Source organism: Thermosipho sp. 1244 (assembly GCF_018588215.1).
Lineage (GTDB): Bacteria > Thermotogota > Thermotogae > Thermotogales > Fervidobacteriaceae > Thermosipho > Thermosipho affectus.
In genome coordinates this window covers 1-23,221 of sequence record NZ_LNGA01000006.1, presented here as the reverse complement: position 1 = coordinate 23,221, position 23,221 = coordinate 1, and the positions used below count along the sequence as shown (strand labels likewise).

At 32.5% G+C, this 23,221-nt stretch carries 22 protein-coding genes and 1 tRNA gene; 22 read left to right on the top strand and 1 reads right to left on the bottom strand.

Annotation, left to right across the window (positions count from 1 at the left end; translation table 11 throughout):
* Positions 1–15 precede the first annotated feature (15 nt).
* From AS157_RS01105 to AS157_RS01055, 11 genes are all read left to right on the top strand, one after another.
* Positions 16–2,001, top strand: coding sequence for a methyl-accepting chemotaxis protein (locus AS157_RS01105; RefSeq protein ID WP_214494940.1), 1,986 nt, complete (start codon positions 16–18; stop codon positions 1,999–2,001).
* Positions 2,002–2,090: 89 nt separating this feature from the next.
* A complete protein-coding gene (gene flgM, locus AS157_RS01100; protein WP_077288960.1) occupies positions 2,091–2,342 on the top strand; it encodes a flagellar biosynthesis anti-sigma factor FlgM in 252 nt (83 codons plus the stop codon).
* A gap of 3 nt (positions 2,343–2,345) precedes the next feature.
* Complete coding sequence (locus AS157_RS01095; RefSeq protein WP_077288961.1) at positions 2,346–2,780, top strand: hypothetical protein; 435 nt, start codon at positions 2,346–2,348, stop codon at positions 2,778–2,780.
* An 11-nt stretch (positions 2,781–2,791) separates the two neighbouring features.
* Positions 2,792–5,332, top strand: a complete 2,541-nt coding sequence (gene flgK, locus AS157_RS01090; RefSeq protein WP_077288962.1) for a flagellar hook-associated protein FlgK — start codon at positions 2,792–2,794, stop codon at positions 5,330–5,332.
* A gap of 12 nt (positions 5,333–5,344) precedes the next feature.
* Positions 5,345–6,229: a flagellar hook-associated protein FlgL gene (gene flgL, locus AS157_RS01085; RefSeq protein WP_077197980.1), complete on the top strand. Its 885-nt coding sequence runs from the start codon at positions 5,345–5,347 to the stop codon at positions 6,227–6,229.
* Positions 6,226–6,879, top strand: a complete 654-nt coding sequence (locus AS157_RS01080; RefSeq protein WP_077288963.1) for a tRNA1(Val) (adenine(37)-N6)-methyltransferase — start codon at positions 6,226–6,228, stop codon at positions 6,877–6,879. The genes flgL and AS157_RS01080 overlap by 4 nt, the downstream gene beginning before the upstream one ends.
* A gap of 32 nt (positions 6,880–6,911) precedes the next feature.
* Positions 6,912–8,840 (top strand): CHASE2 domain-containing protein, encoded by a 1,929-nt coding sequence (locus AS157_RS01075; RefSeq protein ID WP_077288964.1) that lies wholly within the window; start codon positions 6,912–6,914, stop codon positions 8,838–8,840.
* Positions 8,830–9,726, top strand: a complete 897-nt coding sequence (locus AS157_RS01070; protein WP_077288965.1) for an HD-GYP domain-containing protein — start codon at positions 8,830–8,832, stop codon at positions 9,724–9,726. Before AS157_RS01075 ends, AS157_RS01070 begins: the two co-directional genes overlap by 11 nt.
* Entirely contained in the window at positions 9,719–10,348 is a 630-nt protein-coding gene (locus tag AS157_RS01065) for a DUF3307 domain-containing protein (RefSeq protein ID WP_077288966.1), read from the top strand. Before AS157_RS01070 ends, AS157_RS01065 begins: the two co-directional genes overlap by 8 nt.
* A complete protein-coding gene (locus tag AS157_RS01060) occupies positions 10,345–12,327 on the top strand; it encodes a FecR family protein (RefSeq protein ID WP_077288967.1) in 1,983 nt (660 codons plus the stop codon). The genes AS157_RS01065 and AS157_RS01060 overlap by 4 nt, the downstream gene beginning before the upstream one ends.
* A gap of 4 nt (positions 12,328–12,331) precedes the next feature.
* Positions 12,332–13,540, top strand: a complete 1,209-nt coding sequence (locus AS157_RS01055) for an HD domain-containing phosphohydrolase (protein WP_077288968.1) — start codon at positions 12,332–12,334, stop codon at positions 13,538–13,540.
* Between the two features lie 14 nt (positions 13,541–13,554).
* Here AS157_RS01055 and AS157_RS01050 read toward each other — a convergent pair.
* A tRNA-Gln gene (locus AS157_RS01050) sits at positions 13,555–13,628 on the bottom strand.
* A gap of 58 nt (positions 13,629–13,686) precedes the next feature.
* Here AS157_RS01050 and sdaAB point away from each other — a divergent pair.
* The 11 genes from sdaAB to AS157_RS00995 all read left to right on the top strand — a co-directional run bounded on the left by sdaAB (position 13,687) and on the right by AS157_RS00995 (position 23,148).
* Positions 13,687–14,334, top strand: coding sequence for an L-serine ammonia-lyase, iron-sulfur-dependent subunit beta (gene sdaAB, locus AS157_RS01045; RefSeq protein ID WP_077288970.1), 648 nt, complete (start codon positions 13,687–13,689; stop codon positions 14,332–14,334).
* A complete protein-coding gene (gene sdaAA, locus AS157_RS01040; protein WP_077288971.1) occupies positions 14,334–15,194 on the top strand; it encodes an L-serine ammonia-lyase, iron-sulfur-dependent, subunit alpha in 861 nt (286 codons plus the stop codon). The genes sdaAB and sdaAA overlap by 1 nt, the downstream gene beginning before the upstream one ends.
* A 121-nt stretch (positions 15,195–15,315) precedes the next feature.
* Entirely contained in the window at positions 15,316–16,086 is a 771-nt protein-coding gene (locus AS157_RS01035) for a DUF4912 domain-containing protein (protein WP_077288972.1), read from the top strand.
* A 2-nt stretch (positions 16,087–16,088) separates the two neighbouring features.
* Complete coding sequence (locus AS157_RS01030; RefSeq protein ID WP_077288973.1) at positions 16,089–17,696, top strand: glycoside hydrolase family 57 protein; 1,608 nt, start codon at positions 16,089–16,091, stop codon at positions 17,694–17,696.
* Positions 17,697–17,722: 26 nt separating this feature from the next.
* Positions 17,723–18,298 (top strand): 2-oxoacid:acceptor oxidoreductase subunit gamma family protein, encoded by a 576-nt coding sequence (locus tag AS157_RS01025; protein ID WP_077288974.1) that lies wholly within the window; start codon positions 17,723–17,725, stop codon positions 18,296–18,298.
* Positions 18,291–18,623: a 4Fe-4S binding protein gene (locus AS157_RS01020; protein ID WP_075665541.1), complete on the top strand. Its 333-nt coding sequence runs from the start codon at positions 18,291–18,293 to the stop codon at positions 18,621–18,623. The genes AS157_RS01025 and AS157_RS01020 overlap by 8 nt, the downstream gene beginning before the upstream one ends.
* A 13-nt stretch (positions 18,624–18,636) precedes the next feature.
* The gene (gene porA / locus AS157_RS01015; RefSeq protein ID WP_077288975.1) at positions 18,637–19,815 is read left to right on the top strand and encodes a pyruvate synthase subunit PorA; all 1,179 of its coding nucleotides are present in this window, start codon (positions 18,637–18,639) and stop codon (positions 19,813–19,815) included.
* 13 nt (positions 19,816–19,828) lie between these two features.
* Entirely contained in the window at positions 19,829–20,806 is a 978-nt protein-coding gene (locus tag AS157_RS01010; RefSeq protein WP_077288976.1) for a thiamine pyrophosphate-dependent enzyme, read from the top strand.
* An 81-nt stretch (positions 20,807–20,887) separates the two neighbouring features.
* Complete coding sequence (locus AS157_RS01005) at positions 20,888–21,727, top strand: SDH family Clp fold serine proteinase (RefSeq protein WP_077288977.1); 840 nt, start codon at positions 20,888–20,890, stop codon at positions 21,725–21,727.
* Between the two features lie 4 nt (positions 21,728–21,731).
* Positions 21,732–22,649, top strand: coding sequence for a glycosyltransferase family 4 protein (locus AS157_RS01000; protein WP_077288978.1), 918 nt, complete (start codon positions 21,732–21,734; stop codon positions 22,647–22,649).
* Position 22,650: 1 nt separating this feature from the next.
* Positions 22,651–23,148 (top strand): VanZ family protein, encoded by a 498-nt coding sequence (locus AS157_RS00995; RefSeq protein ID WP_077288979.1) that lies wholly within the window; start codon positions 22,651–22,653, stop codon positions 23,146–23,148.
* Positions 23,149–23,221 lie beyond the last annotated feature (73 nt).

Below are 23,221 nucleotides of genomic sequence, written 5' to 3'. Positions count from 1 at the left end.
CAGGAGGTGGGATTTATGTTTAAAAATCTTTCAATTAAATCAAAGTTGTGGTTGCTTATTATTCTTTCTTCTGTGATACCTTTAGTCGTTGTTTCAACTTTTGCAATCTTTCATGCTTTTCAATTGGGAAAGGATATGGGAAACAATGCACTACTAGCCATTACCCGAAATGGTTCAAGTAATTTAGACAACTTTCTAAACGGATACACAAATCTTATTGATTTTCTCTCAACTGATGCAAATGTAATAGGCGCATATGAAAACAAGTACGACGAAAGAACATGGATGCTTAAAACATTTGAAAATATAAAAAACAAATACAAAGACATAATCTTTGTTTATCTTGGACTTTCAAATAAAAAATTCTTTATTATCCCCGAAAGCGAACTTCCACCTGATTATGATCCAACTGCAAGACCATGGTACAAAGATGCTGTAAAAAACAGAGGTAAAGTAATAATAACAGAACCATATAACGAGGCTTCAACAGGAGACATAGTTATCACAGTTGCAAAGACAGTGGAATTAAACGGGAAAATAACAGGTGTTGTTGCTTTAGATTTTAAAGCATCAGAACTTGCAAAAAAGTTACTGTCTAATAAACTTGGAAAAAGTGGTTATTCATACTTACTTTCGCCAACGGGAAAAACACTTTTACACTCCGATGAAAGTAAAATTGGAATGGATGTATCAAACTTTGATTGGTTTAAAAAGATGAAAGACAAAAAGGAAGGAATAATTGAATACGAATATAAAGGTGTTAAAAGGGTAGTTGCATTTTCCAAAACAAACAATGGCTGGATTTTTGCATCTGCAGCACTAAAAAGTGAGGTAAATGACCATGCAACAAAAACCATGATATCTCTTTTTACCATTTCTTTAATTGCAATCGTATTTGCATTCTTCTTTGGTACATTTACGGGAAATTCCATTGTTAAACCCCTTAGAAGCCTTGTAACAATCATAGAAAAAATTGGTCAAGGTGATTTAACTATGCGTTCCAATATCAAATCTAATGATGAAATCGGACGTATTGCAAATGAACTAAACAAAACTCTAGATAATCTTTCTAGCTTAATCTCTCAAGTTGACCAAAATGCCATAAAATTAAATGAAACTTCTCAAAAACTTTCAAAACTTTCAGAAGAACAAGAAGCAGAAGTACAATCCTTTACTCAAAACATCGAAGAAATCAATTATGAAATTCAAAATGCTTCTTCTGCTATCGAAGAAACAACAAGTGGTGTTGAAGAGGTTGCAGCAAGTGCTCAAAACGTCTCAAAAACTTCTCAAGACCTTACCGAAAAGGCAAATGAGGTATCCAACGCAGCAAAGATTAGCGAAAAAGCATTAGATACAATAAACCAAATAATAAACAATATAAAGGAAAAATCATTATCTATGTCTGAAAAAGTAGATGACCTTGCAAATAATGCTACAAATATTGGTGAAATTGTTGAAACTATCTCAAGTATAGCAGAACAAACAAACTTACTTGCACTTAACGCTGCAATTGAAGCTGCAAGGGCTGGTGAAGCAGGTAAAGGGTTTGCCGTCGTTGCAGATGAAATAAGAAAACTTGCAGAAGAAAGTAAAATGGCAACTGATAAAATAACTTCCATATTGAAAAACATTCAAACAGGTTCTGAAAACGTAAGAAATGAAACAAATGATATGGTGGAAATTGTAACAAACGCAAGTAAAGAAAGTGAAAGCGCAACACTAAATCTTAGAGGAATATTAGGTCAAATTTCCGATATTTCCGGTATGATAGAAAATCTTGCCGCAATAGCCCAAGAGCAAAGTGCTGCGGCTGAAGAAATGGCAAGCGCAATGGATGTTGCAAGTAGAAATGTAACAAGTGTTGCAGAAAAAATGGATATGGTCGTTAACAGTGCAAAAATGCAACTTGAAAAAACTACTGAAGTCAAATTTGAAGGTGATAAACTTTCTGAAATTTCTCAACAACTCTACAATGAAGTACAAAAGTTTAAATTATAAAATAAATTCAAAATTCAAATCCTCCGCACAATGCGGAGGATTTTTAATTTTCCCCATTTTTTCCGATAATTATTAAGGAGGTGTTTAAAATGGATATCAAAAAAATAGGAGGATATGGATATATTCAAGGAATTAAAAGGGAACATATAGAAAAAATAAATAGAGAGAAGTTTAAACAAGCGGATTTTTCCTCAGCACTTGAGATAAAAAAACTGTTAGAAGATTCAAAAAAATTACCAGAAGTAAGAGAAAAATTGGTTTTAGAATTAAAAGAAGCTATTAAAAACGGGACTTTTAAAATTGATGCCGAGAAAATTGCAAAATCTATTTTGGGAGGATAAAAAATGAAAGAAACAATAAAAAAACAAACAGAATTAATTGAAAAAATTACCTCTTCATTTAAAAGCGCACAAACTGCGCTTATAAAAAAAGAAATACAAGATTTATCCAAGAACATAGCAATGGTTGAAGAATATTCCCTAGAATTTGAAAAATTAGAAGAATCATTATTAAAAGAACTTAATAAGCTAGGATATTCTTCTATAACCAATTATATTAATTCAACAAATGATAAAGAGATGTCCATTTTACTTGCCACATTTATGGAAAAACTAAATGAACTTTCCATAGTTATGTCAAACTTTAAAGAAATGCTGGATTTTGAAAATAATTACTTTGATTTTGTCAAATCGTTATTTTCAAATACATCTCAAACATCTACGTATTCAAAGACTGGATACGAAAAAGTAAACTCTAGTTTTTTTAACAAATCATACTAGGGAGTGATTAAATGCCAGACATTAGCCTTTTTGGCGCTTTAAATACAGGACTTTTGGGTATTTATACAAGCAAACTTGCAATGAATGTTGTATCACATAATATAGCAAATGCAAATACACCTGGATTTTCAAGACAGGTACCTATTATTCGTACAATGCCACCCATTCCCGCAACCACTTTAACACAACCGTCTATACCATTACAGATTGGAACAGGCTCAAAAGTAAAAGACATCCAAAGGATTAGGGATAAATTTTTGGATATTCAATATAGACAGGTAAATAACAAATATAACTATTGGGACTCGATAACTTCAAATTTACATTTTGTCGAACAACTCTTTGCAGAACCAGGTGATTCTGGAATAAGATATTTATTTGATTCAATGTGGTCAGGTATGGAGGAAATAATAACTGATCCAACTAATAGTGCTGCAAAACGGGAACTTGTAAGTAGAGCTGAAGAATTTGTCAAAAACATAAAAGATTTATACTTACGATTAGAACAACTCAGAGAAGACCTAGACTTTGAAATTACCCAAAGAGTTGATCAAATAAATTCTATGGTAGAAAGACTTGCTGATATAAATTCAAAAGTGCGACTATCAATGGCCTTAAAGTCCACTCCCAATGACCTGTTGGACGAAAGAGATAGGATATTAGATGACCTTTCAAAGCTTGCAGATATTTACTATACAGAAGACGCATCAGGACAAATCACGTTGAGGATAGGGGATCAAATAGTCCTTACGGGAAGTGATATCAATAAATTAAGAGCACTTGAAAGGCCATATGGAAAGGGTTTTAAAGAAATATTTGTAAGAAATTCAAAAGTTGATATACACGATGGAAGTCTAAAAGCAGCTATAGATTTGAGGGATAAAACGATAGTAAAGTACATGAACAGATTAGATGAATTTGTACTATATCTAACCGACAAATTCAATCTAATTCATAGAGATGGGTTCAACAAAGACGGTAGTGTAACTGGTCTAGACTTTTTCTCACAAATAGAAGCAGATAATATTGAAAATTCCGTTTTATTTAGATTAGCTGGTACCAAGAGAGTTGAAGGTGGACCAATAAAATATATTTCAGGTATGTCAAATAGAAATAATGTAAGTGATATAACTACAAAACAATTCATTGATCAAGGCTCCATAGTATTTTTTGACGGCTCTACAAATGTTAGTGCTATATCTGTAAATGCCGGAGACACAATCCAAGACTTTATAAATTCAGTTTCTGCTTCTGGACTGTGGTTTTCATTTGAAACTGCAATGCACAACAGTGCAACATATTTACTCAGAATGGTTGGAAGTACAAATCTAAAAGATACTTTAGCACTAGATTTTAACGGAAATATGTTCAATACAATGGGATTTGACACAAAAGATGTCAATATATTCGTAATAAATCAATCCGATTTTAACGTTGAAAATGGTAATTACAAAATAAATATCAACGGTATCGAAGCAAACTTAAACATTACTTCAGGTTACACATTAAATGACCTTGCAAATGATTTAAACACAAACTTTTCCACCGAAATAAAGGCATTTGTACACAACAATAAACTTTTAATACTTCCAACTAAAAGCAATGAATTTAACTTAAATAGAATAGATTTGCAAGACCCAGATGGATTGTTCACACAGGCAAATATTCACATTGAAACCTACAAAGCGTTAGACACGAGTAAAGAGACACTTGATAACATATTAGACAGAACAGATCCATTTAAAATAACTATAGGTGCAACTGAAATAGAAATTGATCCAACACAACTAACGCTAAAAGATTTTGTAAAAAAACTAAATGAATCGGGAACAGGAATTCTCTTTGATATAACACCACACAACAAGGTAGTAATTAGGGGTACAAGATCCATGAACTTTAAAATAGATAAAACTATTAAAGGACCAGAAGAATTATTTGTAAAATTGGGATTCATAGATCCAGATAGTGATCCTACAAATGATTGGAACGAAAAATATATATTTTTAAATCCTTTCGATGCTCCAAAAACACTTAGGGAAAAATTTTCAAAGGCAGATACACTTTTTGTGGATAAAATAATAACAAATGAACCCTTTAGATTTGTGGAAAAGCTAAAGGTGAATACGACTGTCTCTTCCAACCCTGAAACTATAGCCGTTGACTTTGGAATCATAGAAGATAATACAAACTGGGACGCAAAGGTATTCAATCCAACGGGTCAGGCAAATACCAAAATAATGGAAATGCTTTCTTCAATGAGATTTGAAAAAATACTAAACGATGGTCGAGAGAGTTTTGCAGAATACCTTGGAGGTATAGTTGCTGAAATGGGTGTGGAAGGTGAGACTGCAATGAAAATGAAAAACAATACAGATATAGTAATGAAAGACATAAGCAATGAACGCGAAAGGGTAAAGGGTGTCTCATTAGATGAAGAGATGGCAAATATGATTAAGTTTCAGCATGCTTTTAACGCATCTGCTCGTGTTATGACAGCAGTAGATGAAATGATAGGTAGAGTGATTGACAGACTCGGTGTTGTAGGAAGATAGGAGGGGATCTAATTGAGAATAACAAATGGAATGATAAACGAAAGAACATTGTTTAATATACAAAAAAGTTTGTATAGAATTAGCAAATTACACGATAAATTATCCTCAGGTAAAGAGGTATCATACCCCAGTGATGATGCAGTAGTTGCCACACGCTCTTCAAACATATCAAGTAGATTAAGAGAATTAAAGCAATTCAAAAGAAACGTTGAACACACTCAAAATTTTGTCAATATATATGATTCCACCATCCAAGAATTAACGAATGTCTACCACAGAATAAAAGAATTAATTGTAAGGGGTGCAAATGGAGTTAACGATGTAGCTGAAAGAGAGTCAATAGCAGAAGAATTAAAAGAGCTAAAAAACCATTTAGAAGATATAGCAAATACTCAATTGGGAGGAGAGTACATATTCGGTGGTGCAAGATCAGATCTAAAACCTGTGGAAAATGGAAAGATCCAAACACCACCAGAGGCAAATGTTAAAAGAAAAGTAAACGCGCTTGGATTTACCATTGAATACGGTATCACAGTATACGATGTTTTTAAGCTTGATACGGGAAAAGACGCATTTACCGTAATCGATGACGCAATAAATGCTTTAAAAGAGGGAAATTCAAAGAAACTTTCAAATATAACACTCAAAGAAGTAAATAAACTGGAAACCTCAACAATGGATGTATTTGCACAGATAGGTGCAAACACAAGAACATTAGAATTAATAAGTACAAGGATAACGGATATCGATACATTCATGACCGAGTATCTCTCAAAAGAACAAGATGCAGATTTAACAAAGGTACTAACTGATCTTTCTATGCAACAATCTGTGCTGCAAGCCGCCTTAAAATCTGCAGCACAAGTATTACAAAAAACTTTGGTTGACTTTGTATGATAAAATTGCCACCATTTGACAAAAATTTTGGGAAGGAAATAAAAACAATAGATATAGAAGGTCATAAACCGACGCACGCGTCGGTTTTGTTGCTTTGGTATTCAAAACCTACAAAAAATGTTAAAAAAGTATGTGAACTTGGCTCTGGAACGGGTTTTGTCTCGTTTGGATTAGAAAAATACTACAAATTAGAGGTATTGGGGATAGAAATATTAAAAGAACTCTATGATAATGCATTAAAGGCTATTTCCATAAACAAAGCGGAAAAAGTAAATTTTATGAATATTGATGTAAAAGATGTAAAAAAAAACCTAAAAGCGGAATCATTCGACATGGTGGTGTTTAATCCCCCATTTCACTTTTCCTCCACATCGGATAAAATTATCAGGGAAAAATCCAGAAAGGGATCCCTAAGCATCCTTCAAGATTTTGTTGTTTCTGCTTCCTTTTTGTTAAAAAATAAAGGATTATTTGTAACAGTTATTTCTCCATATGTTCTCCCTGTATTTATGAATCTCCTCGCATCAAATAAATTAACACCCCAGCAAATGTGCATCGCATATGGAAAAAAAGCAGAATTAGTTTTAATACGTGGAAGAAAAAACGGTGGCAATCATCTTGAAATTGATTCACCTGTATTTTTGTATTAATTTTGTGATAAAATATATTTGAGGTTGAGACTATGAAAATCCTTACAATTTTATCGATTTTTTTGATTATTTTTTACATATTTACGGTTATATTTTTTCCATTTATAGAATTTTTTGAATTAAAAATAATGGATTTATTTTATAGAACACGGGGTACAATAAAGATAAATCCAGATATTGTTATTGTAGGTATTGATGAATATTCCCTTACATCTCTTGAAGCGCAAAATGATGTATGGCCATGGTCTCGTTATCACTACGGCAAAGTAATTAAAAACGTATTTAAAGCAGGTGCCAAGGTGGTGCTCTTTGATATATCCTTTACAGAAGAAGACGAAGTAAACCCAAAATATGACAACTATCTTGCAAGTATACTTTCAGTATATAAGAACGTAGTTCTGGGAAGTTACTTAATTAATGAAAAAGACACCTATGAAAAATACAACGAAGAAATCAAAAAAAAGCTTGAAAAAAATCTAACTTACCTTAATTATACTTACAAAATGAAAAATTTCAAAAACCTTGACTACTTAACTCCCATTCAAATATATAAAGTAAGACCACCTATATTAAAATTCTCATCTCTTGTTCCATCCGCTACCTATGAAATAGGAGAAATAGATATAGACGGTGTTGTACGTAGTATTCCTTTATTTTTCAAAGAAAATTGGTCAATGGAAAGAGGACTATCCTCTGGATTTCTTCCGCATATGGATGTTTTAGCAATTGGACTTTACATAAATTCAAATGTGAAAAACTTGATAGTTGACTTTAAAGAGAGAAAGGTAGAATTAAATAACCTAACCATTCCATTTGATTCAAGTGGGCTTTTTAGGTTATTCTATTATGGTGATAAAATATTCCCTGAAATACCATTTTACGATGTAGAAATGGGAAAGTTTGATCCAAAACTTTTTAAAGATAAGATAGTTATAATTGGTTATACCGCAACGGCTAAAGGTCTATACGATCTTAGAATAACACCTTTTTCAAACAACACACCCGGAGTATACATCCATGCAACTGCAATACAAAATATGATTAATAAAGATACTTTAAACAGAATACCTATTTGGGGAAAGTTATTTATTCTTATTTTTACACTAATATTTGTCTTATTATTCTCAAAATCTAAAAATATAAAGATAAACTTAATTTCATTCCTTTCAATCCCATTAATATTAATAATTTCCTACGTCTTTTTTCTCAACAAAATATATGTAGATTGTTTTTATCCCATTGTTTCAAGTTTAATAATTTCAACCACAAGCATATCCAAAAACCTTATAAAGGAAAACAGGGAAAAGAAAAAAATGAAGGAGTATCTATACAGATACGTTCCAGACAGTGTTGCAGATTTTTTGGTAAAAAAAGGTAAAATAGAATTAGGAGGAGAAGAAAAAAATATAGTTGTACTTTTTTCAGATATAAAGGGATTCACTTCTTTATCAGAAGAATTGGAAGCATCAAAACTTGTCGAAATATTAAATAATTATCTTACCAAAATGAGTAATGTAATTAGAAATAAATACCAAGGTACTATAGATAAATTTGTTGGTGATGCAATAATGGCCATATTTGGTGCACCTGTAGAATACGGGAATGAAGTAGAACGTGCTTTAAAATGTGCCCTTGACATGAGAAAAGAACTTGAAGCGTTTAACAAAGAATGCAACCTTAATCTTGATAGTGGTATAGGTATTCATATAGGTCCTGCAATCGTGGGAAATATTGGTGCACCGTTTAGAATGGATTACACTTCAATTGGAGATACGGTAAACACTTGTTCAAGAATAGAACACCTCACACGCGATGTTTCCGCTGATATAATTGTTTCTGAAGATATATACAACCTTTCAAAAGAAAAGTTTGAATTTAAATATATAGGTAAATTTAAAGTAAAGGGAAAAAGTCTTCCGTTAAAACTATATGAGTTAAAGGGTGAAAAACATGAAACTTAAAAACATTTCTATAGATAACAAAGGTGAAAAAGGAGAAAAATTACTTTTAAGGTTAAATATAAAAAAACATACAGTGGAATTTTACGAATCCATAGATATTGATGATATCTATTTACTTTCAAATTACTTTGGAATTTTTGATCCAGAATTTATAACCCCAGTACTTCCAAAATTGCTAAATTCCAACAACTTAGATGAATCTTTAAAAATTCTTAAAGATTTTTGGCATCTTAAAGAATTAAAATTAATAGATAAATTAAAGAAAATAAAGTTCGAAAATAACATATTTGAATATCCACTTAAAAGTGAAGCATCTGGTGAACTTGGCACATTGATATTTTATAGTGTAACTCCAGAATTTGTACTCAACTTTCTTTCAATCTCAAATTCTATTACGTCAATACTTGAAGGAGTAATAATCCAAAAAAGAATTTCTATTATTCTATCAGACACCATAGATGCTTTATCAGAAGCCCTAGCCAAAAGAAGAAACAAAAATCAAGAAAAAAATAAAAAAATAGAAAAAAATATAATCTCACTAGGTAAAAAATTCGGATTCAATATGGATTTGTTAAAACTCTGTGCAAAAATATACGATATCGGTATGATAGGCATACCTGATCAACAAGAAGATAGTGGAGAAAAACACATAAAATACGGTTATGAAATATTAAGCAAAATAGAAGATATTCCAAAAGAATTGCTAGATGCAGTGCTATTTCATCACGAAAAACTTGATGGAAGTGGTCCTTTAAAGGTAAAAGATGTGCCGTTAATTGCACAGATTATCGGGATTGTAATTGAAGTCTTTGAAAATAATGTGTCAATTGAAAGTTTATCTGGAAAATATGATCCACGACTTTTAAAGGAGCTAAAACATGGATAAATTTATTCATTTGTTCCTTGGGCACTTATTTGGAGATTACGTTTTTCAAAACAAATGGATTGCAACGAAAAAGTCTAGAGAATTTAAAGTATTACTCATCCATATTTTAATCATCTTTTTAAGCCAAACATTTTTCTATCTTGGAAAAAATTTCAATTTAAAATCACTTTACTTGATAGGTATTCTATCTGTTATACATTTTTTTATAGACTTTATAAAATTTGTAAATAGCAAAAAAAAGTTTTTCAGTTCACACAAATATTATTTGATAGATCAAATGATACACATTCTATCGATTATAACAATCGCATTTTTTATACCATCTACTAGCTTTTTCATTCCAAAAAACATATCGGTAATCTTAAGTTCTTCTGTATTTAATGCCTATCTTCTAGGAATCTATTCCTTCTTCCTCAAAAATGATACCGCATACAAAAGAGATATCGAAGGTTATATAATTAGAGGTTTTTGTCCTGTAGTATATCTTTTTGGGCCTGTTTATTATTCTATATACACTCTAATTACAGGAGTGTATTCAATATACTTTCTAAAAAAACACCAAGTAATTTCATGGGCATTGTCAATAACTTTAACAATAGTATTTATGGAGGTGATGTTATGAAAAAAATAATTTTTCTATTACTATTTTTTTCCTCTCTTATATTCTCAAAGCTAATTGTAATCCCAGATGCAACCCAAGTTTATACAGGTGGAGAAGTTGGGATAAAGATCTCTTCAGATGAAAAGGTATTTGTCGATTTTAATCTAGGAGGTTTTGACGATCCTGACATTATTTTCGACGGCACAAATAAAGATTACGTAAAATACATTGCTCCATTAGTTGAAGGAAGCGACACAATAATCTTTAGAACTTCAAAGGAAACTGCAACTCTAACAATATATTTTGTAGAAGAAAGAGAAGATTTAAAAAAGGCTGTAGCAAAAGTCAGCAATTTTTCGGGAAACGTTGCAATAAAAAAGAAAGATATATGGGAAGCTATCACAAATAACACAATTATTGAAGAAGGCGATGAAATACTTACAATGGAAAATTCTTTTGTTGAAATATCTTTTCCAGATGGAAGTATTTCAAGAATACTTGAAAATTCCCAAGTTTTAGTGGAAAAACTGAGATATGATGGTAAAGTAGATATTGTCCTAAACCTAAAAAAAGGAAAAAATTACAACATAATCCAAAAGTTTCTAGTTTCTGGCTCAAACTTTAAGGTTAAAACATCAAGTGTCACAGCAGGTGTGAGAGGTACAAAATTTGCAGTAATCAATAAAGATGGAAAGGTTAGTATCACTACATTTGAAGGAACTGTGTTCGCATATTTTAACAATGGAAAAATACTCCCCGTAAAAAGTGGTTTCTCTGTTTCTTCATTCGCAAAACCTACAAAAAATACCATACCTGAAAGTGAATTTGAACTCAAAAAAGAAACTATTGAAAAACCAAAAGGTAAAGCAGAAAGCTTCACCAAAAATGCGGAAATACCACCAATCTCAATTGAACCTGTGAATAAGAATAAAACAAATTATATGGTTTATTCTATTGCACCAGAATTTAACATTGGTCCTGTAACCCTTGGAATAGGTTTTACCGCATATTCCACAGAAGTAGGTGGAAATCTATACTATGGACTCCCATCTTCAAATCCAAGTACTAATATAATAAACGCATTTACATTAAATTCCTTTGCCTTCTCTTTGTTTGGTGCAAAATTTAGATATGGAAACATGACCCCAATTTCACTTGCAATGGGATTTATCGCAAGAGATTTTTACAACTTTAGCGTAAAAACTATCGATTTTGCATACGAAAATGAAACAATGTATTTATTTATACACCTTCCATATGAACTTTCAAAGATTCATCCCATTGAATTTACAAATTCTGATTCAGTCTTTATAGGAGAATTTGCCATAAAATTTGACCTTCCATTTATTGGTAAATCAAAACTAGGTATATCCACCATATACGATAAAGATGCAAGTTCCATGTATGTTGAAAACAATTCCACTCCTATAACCTCAGCATACTCTTTCTTTGCCAAAAAAACACTAATCGATAACATAGACTTAGGTGTTGAACTTTCAATGGAAAAAGGGGAAAAAAGCACATATGGTGTGTTTGCGGGAATATACGGCAAACTAAGTTTGTTAAATATTACAGGAGGTCTATATTATCATTTTAAAGACTTTATCCCGTACTACTTTAACCGAAATTATGCAAAATTAAAGTATAATAATAAACTCCCCCCTATGAATTCAAATGCAGCTTTTGGCTATCTTCTTGGATTTGATTTTGATTCAAATTACGCTACAGGAAGATTCTATCTATACGGATTTGATCCAAAACTTGAGGGCGAGGGAAGGATAATAGTTCCCGCAATAGGTAAATTCAGTGGTCTATTTATATCGGCTTACTACTATGATCCCACACCATTTATCGATGGATTTTTAAGTAACAACACAAATTCGTATATAAAGATAACATATCCATTAATTGGTGAATCTCTTACTGGGGGAATACTATTTGAATGGAATGGAACCGAATGGGTTGAAAATATAATCTTTGGTACTGAAATTGGGAGGTGATCACTTGTATGCTCCATATTGGATAATAGGAATTGAATATAAAGATAGGTTTGTTGGTAAAAAAAGTAGATATACGTATAAAATAAACAATATAGTATTCCATCTTTTGGGAAAAGATTTTAACGCAAACGTTTTAAAGATATTATCTAACGAAGAAATAGAAAATATCAAAGTTTTAGACGATTTTGATAGAATACCATACATCGCTGCTAATTTAAATAGCAGTATAAGACTTTCTACGTTACTTAGAAATATCCAAGAAAAAATCTGCAATCTAATAGATGCAGAAGCAGCATCTGTGTTACTTTACAAAGAAGATCACCTGGAATTTCTTTCCACTGTGGGAAAAGCAAGTGGAAAAATAGAAAGTATCCCCGTGCCTATGGAATCAATAGCAGGTAATATATTTTTAAAAGAAAAAACATTAGTATTTAACGATATTACTAAAGCTCCACACTTTAAAGGGGTAGATAAAGCGTCAAAATTCAAAACAGAAAATATAGTAGGAGCCCCCATATATTCTGGGGATAAAAAGGTTGGAGTGCTTGAGATATTAAATAAAAAAGATGGATTCTCGCAAAAAGACGCGGAAATCATAGAAAAATTTGCAAAGTTAATAGGAAAAAAACTGCTCAGTACATGGGAACTTGAAAAAATGAGTAATCTATTTAAAAGTATCATCCTATCATTTGTGACAATGATAGATAAAAGAGATAAATATACTCACACACATTCAAATAACGTTGCAAAAATTTCAAGATTAATAGGAGAAAAAATGGGGTTATCAGAAAACATCCTTGAACAACTCGAATATTCAGCAATTCTTCATGATGTTGGGAAAATAGGAATCCCAGATTCTATACTATTAAAGCAAGGAAATCTAACAGATGAAGAATACAAAATAATACAATCCCATACAATTATTGGAGCGGAAATCTTATCCAAAATCAGGTATACAAATAAAGATATAATTTCTGGTGCCCTTGAACATCACGAAAGATTGGACGGCTCAGGTTATCCTTGTGGAAAAAAAGATATAAGTTTATTTGGAAGAATTATAGCAATTGTAGATGTATACGATGCACTCACTGCCAAAAGACCGTATAAGGAGCCGTGGCCCAAAGAAAAAGTTATATCTATATTAAAAAAAGACAGTGAAAAAGGGAAATTTGACAAAAAGATTGTTGAAATACTAGAAGAAATAGCCCCTTAATAGGGGCTATTTTTTGGCTGGGAGGGGTGGATTCGAACCACCACTGGCGGATCCAGAGTCCGCAGTCCTGCCATTAGACGACCTCCCAAAACCTATTTTATTTTATCATATTTAATGATAAAATCAAGATAAAAGGAGGGGGAATAATGAGCATTCTTAAAGTTTTAGGCCCCGTTATGGTTGGCCCATCAAGTTCTCATACATTAGGAGCACTAAAAATTGCAAGATTTACTTACAAATTGTTAAACGGAATCCCAGAAGAAGTCACATTTATACTACACGGTTCATTTTCAAAAACTCACAAAGGCCATGGCACCGACAGAGCTTTACTTGCCGGTATTATGGGATTTAAACAAGATGATCCACGAATAAAACATGCATTTGAAATTGCAAATGAAAAAAAATTAAAATATTCTTTTGCAATCGAAGACCTTGGAGATGTCCATCCAAATACCGTTAAAATAAAATGTCTAAAAGACAATATATTCCATGAAATTGAAGGTTCTTCAATAGGTGGTGGAGACATAAAAATTACAAGTATAGATTCTGTCCCATGTAACCTTTCTTGGGATTTTGATACACTAATTATTGTAAATAAAGATGTACCCAAAGCTCTGGAAAAAATTTTGGATACGATTAAAGTTAATGTTGCAAATCTTTATCTTAGAAGAATCAATGCACTCCTTGAAAGGGCATTGACAATTATTGAGCTAGATGAACCTATTAACAATATAAACGAAATAAAAGCACTTTCTTGGGTATACGAATGCTACTTTGTTAGGAGGGACGATTAATGAATACTTGGAATGAAATACTTGAAATGTCAAAAACTATGCCTCTTCCAGATGTAATTTTAACTATCGAAATGTTAGAATATGGTACTGATCCACAAGAAACAAAAGAAAAAATAGGAAAAATTTTAAATGTAATTTTAGAGGAATCAAAGGAACAATTTGGGAAAAAGCAAAAAACTTTAACGGGATTAACAGGAGACAATGCATATAAATTCAAAAATTACTCACCAAAGTTAATGGGAAAATTTAACTATATCGCCACAATAACAGCACTTTCTATATCTGAGAGTAATGCCTCTATGGGAAGAATCGCAGCATGCCCCACTGCTGGGGCTTCTGGAATTATCCCAGGAGTATTCTATGCTCTACACTTAACTTTTAAACCAGATTTTGAAAAATTACTTAACGCATTTATTGTAGCGGGCGGAATAGGAAACGTAATAGCTAGAAAAGCTACACTTTCTGGAGCGGCAGGAGGTTGCCAAGCGGAAATTGGAAGTGCAGCTGCAATGGCAGCAGGCGGTCTTTCCTATTTTTTCTCCGAAGATGTAAAAATAAGCGGCAACGCAGCTGCATTAGCACTTAAATCATTAATGGGATTAGTCTGCGATCCAGTAGGAGGTTTCGTTGAAGTCCCTTGTGTAAAAAGAAATGGAAATATAGTAAACCTTGCAATTTCAAGCGCAGAATTAGCACTAAGCGGTATCAAAAGCGTTATACCTCTTGATGAAGTCGTCGAAGCAATGTACAAAGTTGGAAAAAGCCTTCCAGAAACACTCCGTGAAACAGGCGAAGGGGGAATCGCTGCAACAAAAACTGCAGCCACTTTATTGGAAAATATCTTCAAAAAATTCCATTAATAGTATTTATTTACAAATATTATCTTTTTTCATAATCTTACAACAATTTACAACATATATTTTATATGTTAAAATTTTATATGATAAAAATTCAACAAATATTAAAAAAAGGGGGGGTAGTATGAACGACAGTAATTTAGAAAGGTTAAAGAATTGGTTAAAAGAAGAAAGAACTATTCAAGAATTAAAAGCAACAGCTAAAAAATTGGGGTTAAAGGTAAAAAGAATGATGAAAAAAAAGGAAGTTACAAAGCTTATTGAAAACTATATAATCCAAAATGAAGAGATTAAAACATTTGAAAGACCATCCTCAGCAACTTCTGCAACACCCAAAGAAAAAAAAGAAATACAAGAACCAGAAATAGACCTTCCAAAGTCATACAATAAAAACAAACTTGTGTTAATGCCTGTAAATCCAAACTGGATCCATGCATATTGGGATTTTAACTACGAAACACTTGAAAACATTAAGAAACTTCCTAAAGAATACAAATTAGTTCTCAGAGTATACGATGTGACATTTATAGAATTTAACGGAAAAAATGCACACAGAACCTTTGAAATTGGACTTAATATAGATATGAGAAATTACTATATAAACGTTCCCATGTCAAATGCAGATTATCTTTCAGAGATAGGTTATATCACACCAGATGGTATTTTTTACCCGTTAATACGTTCCAACGTTTGCAAAACTCCCCCAAATTCACCAAGTAATAGTACAAGAGAAAGGTGGTTAGACATAAGAAAGAAAAGAAAAATTGTTACTCCTTCCGATGGTGTGTTGGTAAAAGAAGTGGAAACAATCCCTGGTTCTCTTTTCAAAAGTGAAAGTAAAAATGAATTAGTTTGGGAATTATTTAGTAGATTAAGAAGCGGAAGGGGGATGTAATTATGCCTAAAGGAAATATTGTATTAGTCTTACACGCACATCTTCCATTTATTCATCACCCAGATCATGATTTCTTTCTTGAAGAAAATTGGCTCTTTGAAGCAATAACCGAAACATATATTCCACTTCTAAGAATGTTTAGAAGGTTAGAAAAGGATAATATAAAATTTAATATTACAATGTCCATAACCCCACCTTTAATGGAAATGCTTGCCAATAAAGATTTACAGGAAAAGTACATAAAGCGAATGAACAAATTAATAGAACTTGCAGAAAAAGAAGTAGAAAGAACAAAAGACGAACATCCAAAAAAACACAAGATGGCAAAATTCTATTTAAATGATTTTAAGGAAATTCTTTACATATTTAAAGACATATATAAGGGTAATATTTTAAACGGTTTTAAAGAATTTTTAGAAAAAGATAGATTAGATATTATTACCTGTAATGCTACCCATGGTTTTTTACCATTTATGGAACAATATCCACAAGCTATAAGGGCTCAATTGGAGCAAGCCGTAAAAACATATGAAAGACATCTTGGAAGACGCCCAAGGGGGATTTGGCTTGCCGAATCTGCGTACTTTTCAGGACTTGATAAATATCTTGAAGAATACGGCATAGAATATTTCTTTGTTGATTCTCACGGTTTTTGGTACGCCGATGAAAGACCAAAATATGGAGTGTATAGACCAGTAATTACTCCAAATAATGTATTTGTATTTGCAAGAGATCCAGAAAGCAGCGAACAAGTTTGGAGTGCAGAAATAGGTTATCCAGGAGACGGAAGATATAGGGAATTTTACAGAGATATAGGTTTTGATAGAGAGTTTGAATATATAAAATCATACATTGATCCAAGTGGGGTAAGAACAAATACTGGAATTAAATATCACAAAATAACAAGCAAAGATATCCAATTAAATCAAAAAGACTTTTACGATATTGACGATGCAAAAGATGCGGCAAAAGAACACGCACTTGATTTCTTAAGAAAAAAAGAGTATCAATCTTCCAAATTGTTAAATTTGTTTAATGGTTTAGAACCTATAATAGTCGCACCTTTTGACGCAGAATTGTTTGGGCACTGGTGGTTTGAAGGTCCCATCTTTCTTGAAGAATTTATGAGATACTCATCTAAAAGTAAAACCATTAGGACACTAAAAGCAAAAGATGTTGTAGATATGATAGAAAAGATACAAATTGTTACACCAGCTACGTCAACTTGGGGTGCTAATGGATATAACGAAGTATGGTTAAATGGAACAAATGATTGGATTTATCCCCATTTACACGAAGCAATTGAAAAAATGACAGAAGCTGCAAATCTTTATCCAAACCCGGAAAAAAATTCAAGAAAGATGAATCTAGCTTTAAATCAAATGGCAAGAGAATTAATGCTTGCACAATCAAGCGATTGGGCCTTTATTATGACTACACAAACAAGTGTAGAATACGCTGTTAACAGAACAAAAACACATTTGAAACGTTTTCTAGATTTGTATAACATGGTTATTAGTGGTAAAATAGATATGAGAAGACTTTCACATTACAGTTGGCTTGATGATATTTTTCCGGATATTGATTACACTATGTATTTAAAGGTTTAAAAATCTTTTTGTGAGGAGGGATAAAAGTGCCCGCAAAGTATTTTGAAATAAGATGGCACGCAAGAGCCGGTCAAGGTGCAAAGAGTGCTTCGCAAATGCTTGCTGAAGCTGCTCTTGAAATGGGAAAATATGTTCAGTCATTCCCCGAATACGGTGCTGAAAGAACTGGTGCGCCAATGAAAGCTTTCAATCGTGTTTCAGATGATCCTATCACGGTTCATAGCTCAGTTGATAACCCAGATGTCGTTATAATCATTGACGATACTATGCTTGGACAACCTATGCTAGTAGATGGGACAGATGAAAACACGGTCTTTATTGTAAATACAGTAAAGGACATAGAATACGTAAAAGAAAAATTAGGCACAAAAGGAAAGGTATGCACAATTGCCGCAACAGATATAGCACTTGAAGAATTGAAAAGAGGTATACCAAATACTGTTATGCTCGGTGCAATCGCAAAAGTTACCGGGGTTATAACTATTGAAAGTGCGGAAAAAAGAATTAGAAAAACCTTTTCCAAAAAATTCTCAGAAGAATTGGTTGAAGCAAATGTCAGGGCATTACGCCGTGGATTTGAGGAGGTGAAATGCAATGGCTGAACTCAAAGGTTGGAAAGAAATACCAATTGGTGGTGTAATAGATAAACCGGCAACAGCTAAAGAATATCAAACGGGTACCTGGAGGGTTATTAGACCTGTCCACCAACCCGAAAATTGTATACACTGTATGATGTGTTGGCTTTACTGTCCTGATCAAGCAATAGTAATTGAGGTTGTTGATGGAAAACCAAAAATGAAAGGTTACAATTATTACTACTGTAAAGGGTGCGGTCTTTGCGCCAATGTCTGTCCAAAAACAAATGATAAATTACCCGAAGAAAAAAGAGCTATTGTTATGAAACCTGAAACGGAATTTCAAGATTGAGGAGGTGTTTGATGTGCCAGAAGTAAAAAATAGACAAGCTGTGACTGGAGCACAAGCAGTTGCAAATGCAATGCGTCAAATAAATCCAGATGTGGTTGCAGCGTATCCTATTACTCCACAAACTCCAGTAGTTGAATATTTTGCACAATACGTAGCCGATGGACTTGCAGATACCGAAATGATTCCCGTTGAAAGTGAACACAGTGCGATGAGTGCTGTTGTAGGCGCAGCTGCAGCAGGTGCAAGGGCAATGACGGCAACAGCAGCAAACGGTCTTGCACTAATGCACGAAATTGTGTATATAGCTGCTTCATCTAGATTACCAATAGTAATGCCGGTCGCAAATAGGGCTCTCTCTGGACCAATTAATATCCACTGTGATCACAGTGATGCCATGGCAGAAAGAGATTCAGGTTGGATTCAACTTTGGGCAGAAAACGCTCAAGAAGCATATGATTTTACAATAATAGCAGTAAGACTTGCAGAACACGAAGATATAAGATTACCGGTAATGGTCAATTTCGATGGTTTTATTATTTCTCACGGTGTTGAAGTTGTCGATTTTCTAGATGATGAAGTAGTTAAAAAATTTGTTGGAGAACCAAAAGTAAAATATCCATTGCTTGATGTAGATAATCCTGTAACACATGGCCCATTAGATTTGTACGATTACTACTTTGAACACAAAAGACAACAAATCGAAGCAATGAAACACGTATACAAAGTGTTTAATAAAGTTGCTGAAGAGTTTGCAAAAATTTCTGGAAGAAAATACAATATTTTGGATACATATAAAGTAGAAGATGCAGAATATGTCATGATAGCACTTGGTTCTACTGCAGGAACAATTAAATACACTGTAGATTTATTAAGAGAAGAAGGTCATAAAGTAGGAGTAATTAAACCCCAAATATTTAGACCTTTCCCAAAAACAGAACTCCAAGGATTGTTAAACGGAAGAAAAGCAGTAATTGTACTTGATAGATCCGCTTCTTTTGGTGCAGAAGCACCTTTATACGAAGCAGTTAAAAGCTCTCTTTACGAATTAGCCGTTAAACCTCAATTGGGAAGTTATGTTTACGGACTTGGTGGTAGAGATATTAAGGTAAAACACATTAGAAAGGCATTTGAAGATGCATTTGCTGGGAACTTAATTGCAGACGAAGAAAGATATCTAGGACTCAGAGAATGAGGAGGTGTAATGAATGGCTTTAAATATAATGCAACTTGCTGTAAAATTTGCAGATAAAAATCCAGGTATTACCCAAGGTCATAGGCTCTGCCCAGGTTGTGCTGCTCCAAATGTTGCAAAATTTGCTTTAATGACAGCAGAAGCATTGGGATATACCCCAGTAGTTGGATTTGCAACTGGATGTATGGAAGTTTCCACAACAATTTATCCTTATACTGCATGGAATATACCATATATACACAATGCATTTGAAAACGCTGCAGCAACTGTAAGTGGTATCGAAACAGCATATAGGGCTTTGCTAAAAAGGGGAAGACTAGTTGATCCAAATAAAAAATATGCATTTTTCGCTTTTGGTGGAGACGGCGGAACATACGATATAGGACTCCAATCTCTCTCTGGTGCAGTAGAAAGAGGACACAAATTTATCTATATAGTATACGATAACGAAGGATATATGAACACAGGTAATCAAAGATCAGGGGCAACACCTCCAGGTTCACAAACTACCACTCAACCTGTAGGTAAAAAATTACCTGGTAAAATTCAACTAAAGAAAAATCTCGTTGAAATCATGGCTAGTCACGAAAATGTATACGTAGCTACAGTTTCTACATCTGAACCTATGGACTTCTTCAAAAAAATTGAAAAAGCACTTGAGTTTGATGGGCCATCATTTATTGCTGCAATGTCACCATGTGTAAGATTTTGGAGGGTAAATGACGATAAAGCTGTTGAAATATCCAAACTTGCAGTAGAAACTGGTTACTGGCCACTATATGAAGTTGAAAGAGGAGTATACAAAATCACCAAAAAGGTTAAAGAATTAAAACCCGTAAGAGAATTTTTGGAAAAACAGGGAAGATTTAGAAACTTACTTAAGAGACCAGATGCAGACGAAATTATAAATGAATTACAAGAATACATTACAAGAAGATGGGAAAGATTATTGGCACTTGAAGAAGCAACTAAGGATAAACCAATTAGATAATAATTATCTTTTAACAATCCAAGTAACCTCAGGCAGGTTACTTGGATTTTTTATGATATAATCCAATAAAGGAGGGATAATATGAATGATTTATTCAACATTATTTTCCAGATTTTTTGGATGGTTTTAATTCTTAGCACTCTTTCACCAGTATTTAAATCACTTTCATTAAATAACTCAAGAGAAGGGATAATTAGATTAATAGAGAAAAAAAGAAAAAGTAGAGTAATTACACTTATTCACAGAGAAGAGGCGGTAAATTTTTTTGGATTACCACTTAGAAGGTATATAGATATAGAAGATTCCGAAGAAATTTTAAGGGCTATCAAAATGACACCAAAAGATATGCCAATAGATATTATCATCCATACTCCAGGCGGATTGGTTTTAGCAGCAGAACAAATAGCAAATGCCTTAAAAAAACATCAAGCAAAAGTTACTGCATTCGTACCACACTATGCCATGTCAGGTGGTACACTAATTGCTCTTTCTGCTGATGAAATAATTATGGATGAAAATGCCGTTTTAGGACCTATTGATCCACAACTTGGCCAATATCCTGCAGCATCTATTTTATCAGTTGTAAAGAAGAAAGATATCAATAAAATTGATGATCAAACCTTAATTCTAGCAGATGTTGCTGAAAAAGCGTTAAATCAAATGAAAGAATACGCAATTAATTTATTAAAGGAAAAATATCCAAACGCAGAAGAACTTGCAGATAAACTGGTAAGTGGTTATTGGACACATGATTACCCAATAACAGTCGAAAAGGCAAAAGAATTGGGCTTAAAAATATCCACTAACATGCCAAAAGAAATATACATGTTAATGGATTTGTACAAACAATCAGGAAAAAGAAGACCATCTGTAAATTACGTTCCTATTGATTACAAAGAATTAAGCAAAAAACAGAGGTGAAATTTTGGTAATTACTTTAATCTCGTCATTCATTTTAACGTTAATTTCCATTCCATTTATTAGGAAAATAGCTTTTAAATATGGAATAGTCGATATTCCAGACAATAATTTAAAAAATCATGAAAAAGCAACTCCATATCTCGGTGGAATGGCCTTTGTTCTTTCTTTTATCTTAACAACTCCATTTAGTTTGTTTAGAAAACTATACGTTATTTCCCTTAGCATTTTAGGTTTATACGATGATTTAAAATCATTAAACCCTTTTTTTAGAATGTCATTTGAAATTTTTGTTGGACTACTTGTCTCTTTAAGATTTTTAACAAATCCAATTGAAATCGTAGTTGCCACTATTTTTTACGCATTTTTGGTAAATTCCGTCAATATGATGGATGGAATGGATGGTATATGTGCGACAACTTCCGCAATCTCCACTTTAGGATTAATTTGGACCGTTGCCTATCCAAACGATAAATACTACCTTTTTGCATTACTTGGAACATTATCTGCCTTTCTTTTTTATAATTTTCCACCTGCAAAGATATTCATGGGAGACCTTGGAAGTTATACAATAGGTGGAATTTTAGGAATCTCAATAATTTCTTCTTTTTCCAAAAGCATTACACATACAATCGCTTCGTTAATAATACTTGCTCCATTTTTTGTTGACACTTTTTCAAGTATATTTAGGAGGATTTTAAACGGAAAATCTCCTTTTTCAGGCGACAGAGGACACATATACGATAAAATATTCAAAGTAACTCAAGATAAAAGAAAAACTATATTATTAATGGCATTAATAAGCATAATATTTTGCTTATTAGGAATATATTATCTATATTCGAGGATAATTTCGATAATTTTGACAATTATTTTCACAATAGCACTAATTTTAAGATTAAAACTTTTAAAATATGAGGGATAAAATGAAAAAAAGAGCTATACTAATCACGTTATTTATTTGGATCTTTATTATATTTTATTTTTCATCACGCTCACCTGTTGAATCTTCAACTCAATCAAGTTTTGTAACAAAAATTCTAAAAAAAATTGATAGTATTATGGACTTTTCCAACACCAAAGTTTTTAGAAATATAGAAATATTTTTAAAAAAACTATGGTTTAAAACACAATATGTTCCAGCAGAAATGCTGGTAAGGAAAACCGCACATTTTAGCTTGTATTTTATATTGGGAATAATTACATTTTTTACGTTTTATAACAAAGGAATATTAATATCAAGCATAATAGGAATTACATTTCCAAATCTTGTTGCAACACTAGACGAATATACACAACAATATTACAAAAGAGGATCATCACTGAACGATGTATTAATAGATTTGTCAGGAACAATAACTGGAGTAGTATTATCATTGACAATAGTGCTAATAATTAAATTAATTAAAAATAAAATACAATAAAAAAAAGCAGGCGAAAGCCTGCAAAAAAATAAACCCGGGCGATACCTACTCTTGCAAGGGGCGTACCCCTTAC

Excerpts from the sequence above, each read along its gene's own strand:
- AS157_RS01075 (WP_077288964.1), top strand. The coding sequence starts at position 6,912 with ATGAAAATCCTTACAATTTTATCGATTTTTTTGATTATTTTTTACATA.
- AS157_RS01005 (WP_077288977.1), top strand. The coding sequence starts at position 20,888 with ATGAATGATTTATTCAACATTATTTTCCAGATTTTTTGGATGGTTTTA.
- AS157_RS01105 (WP_214494940.1), top strand. The coding sequence starts at position 16 with ATGTTTAAAAATCTTTCAATTAAATCAAAGTTGTGGTTGCTTATTATT.
- sdaAB (WP_077288970.1), top strand. The coding sequence starts at position 13,687 with ATGAGCATTCTTAAAGTTTTAGGCCCCGTTATGGTTGGCCCATCAAGT.
- AS157_RS01035 (WP_077288972.1), top strand. The coding sequence starts at position 15,316 with ATGAACGACAGTAATTTAGAAAGGTTAAAGAATTGGTTAAAAGAAGAA.
- sdaAA (WP_077288971.1), top strand. The coding sequence starts at position 14,334 with ATGAATACTTGGAATGAAATACTTGAAATGTCAAAAACTATGCCTCTT.
- AS157_RS01095 (WP_077288961.1), top strand. The coding sequence starts at position 2,346 with ATGAAAGAAACAATAAAAAAACAAACAGAATTAATTGAAAAAATTACC.
- AS157_RS01020 (WP_075665541.1), top strand. The coding sequence starts at position 18,291 with ATGGCTGAACTCAAAGGTTGGAAAGAAATACCAATTGGTGGTGTAATA.
- flgK (WP_077288962.1), top strand. The coding sequence starts at position 2,792 with ATGCCAGACATTAGCCTTTTTGGCGCTTTAAATACAGGACTTTTGGGT.
- AS157_RS01030 (WP_077288973.1), top strand. The coding sequence starts at position 16,089 with ATGCCTAAAGGAAATATTGTATTAGTCTTACACGCACATCTTCCATTT.
- flgM (WP_077288960.1), top strand. The coding sequence starts at position 2,091 with ATGGATATCAAAAAAATAGGAGGATATGGATATATTCAAGGAATTAAA.
- AS157_RS01060 (WP_077288967.1), top strand. The coding sequence starts at position 10,345 with ATGAAAAAAATAATTTTTCTATTACTATTTTTTTCCTCTCTTATATTC.
- AS157_RS01065 (WP_077288966.1), top strand. The coding sequence starts at position 9,719 with ATGGATAAATTTATTCATTTGTTCCTTGGGCACTTATTTGGAGATTAC.
- AS157_RS01070 (WP_077288965.1), top strand. The coding sequence starts at position 8,830 with ATGAAACTTAAAAACATTTCTATAGATAACAAAGGTGAAAAAGGAGAA.
- AS157_RS01080 (WP_077288963.1), top strand. The coding sequence starts at position 6,226 with ATGATAAAATTGCCACCATTTGACAAAAATTTTGGGAAGGAAATAAAA.
- AS157_RS00995 (WP_077288979.1), top strand. The coding sequence starts at position 22,651 with ATGAAAAAAAGAGCTATACTAATCACGTTATTTATTTGGATCTTTATT.
- AS157_RS01010 (WP_077288976.1), top strand. The coding sequence starts at position 19,829 with ATGGCTTTAAATATAATGCAACTTGCTGTAAAATTTGCAGATAAAAAT.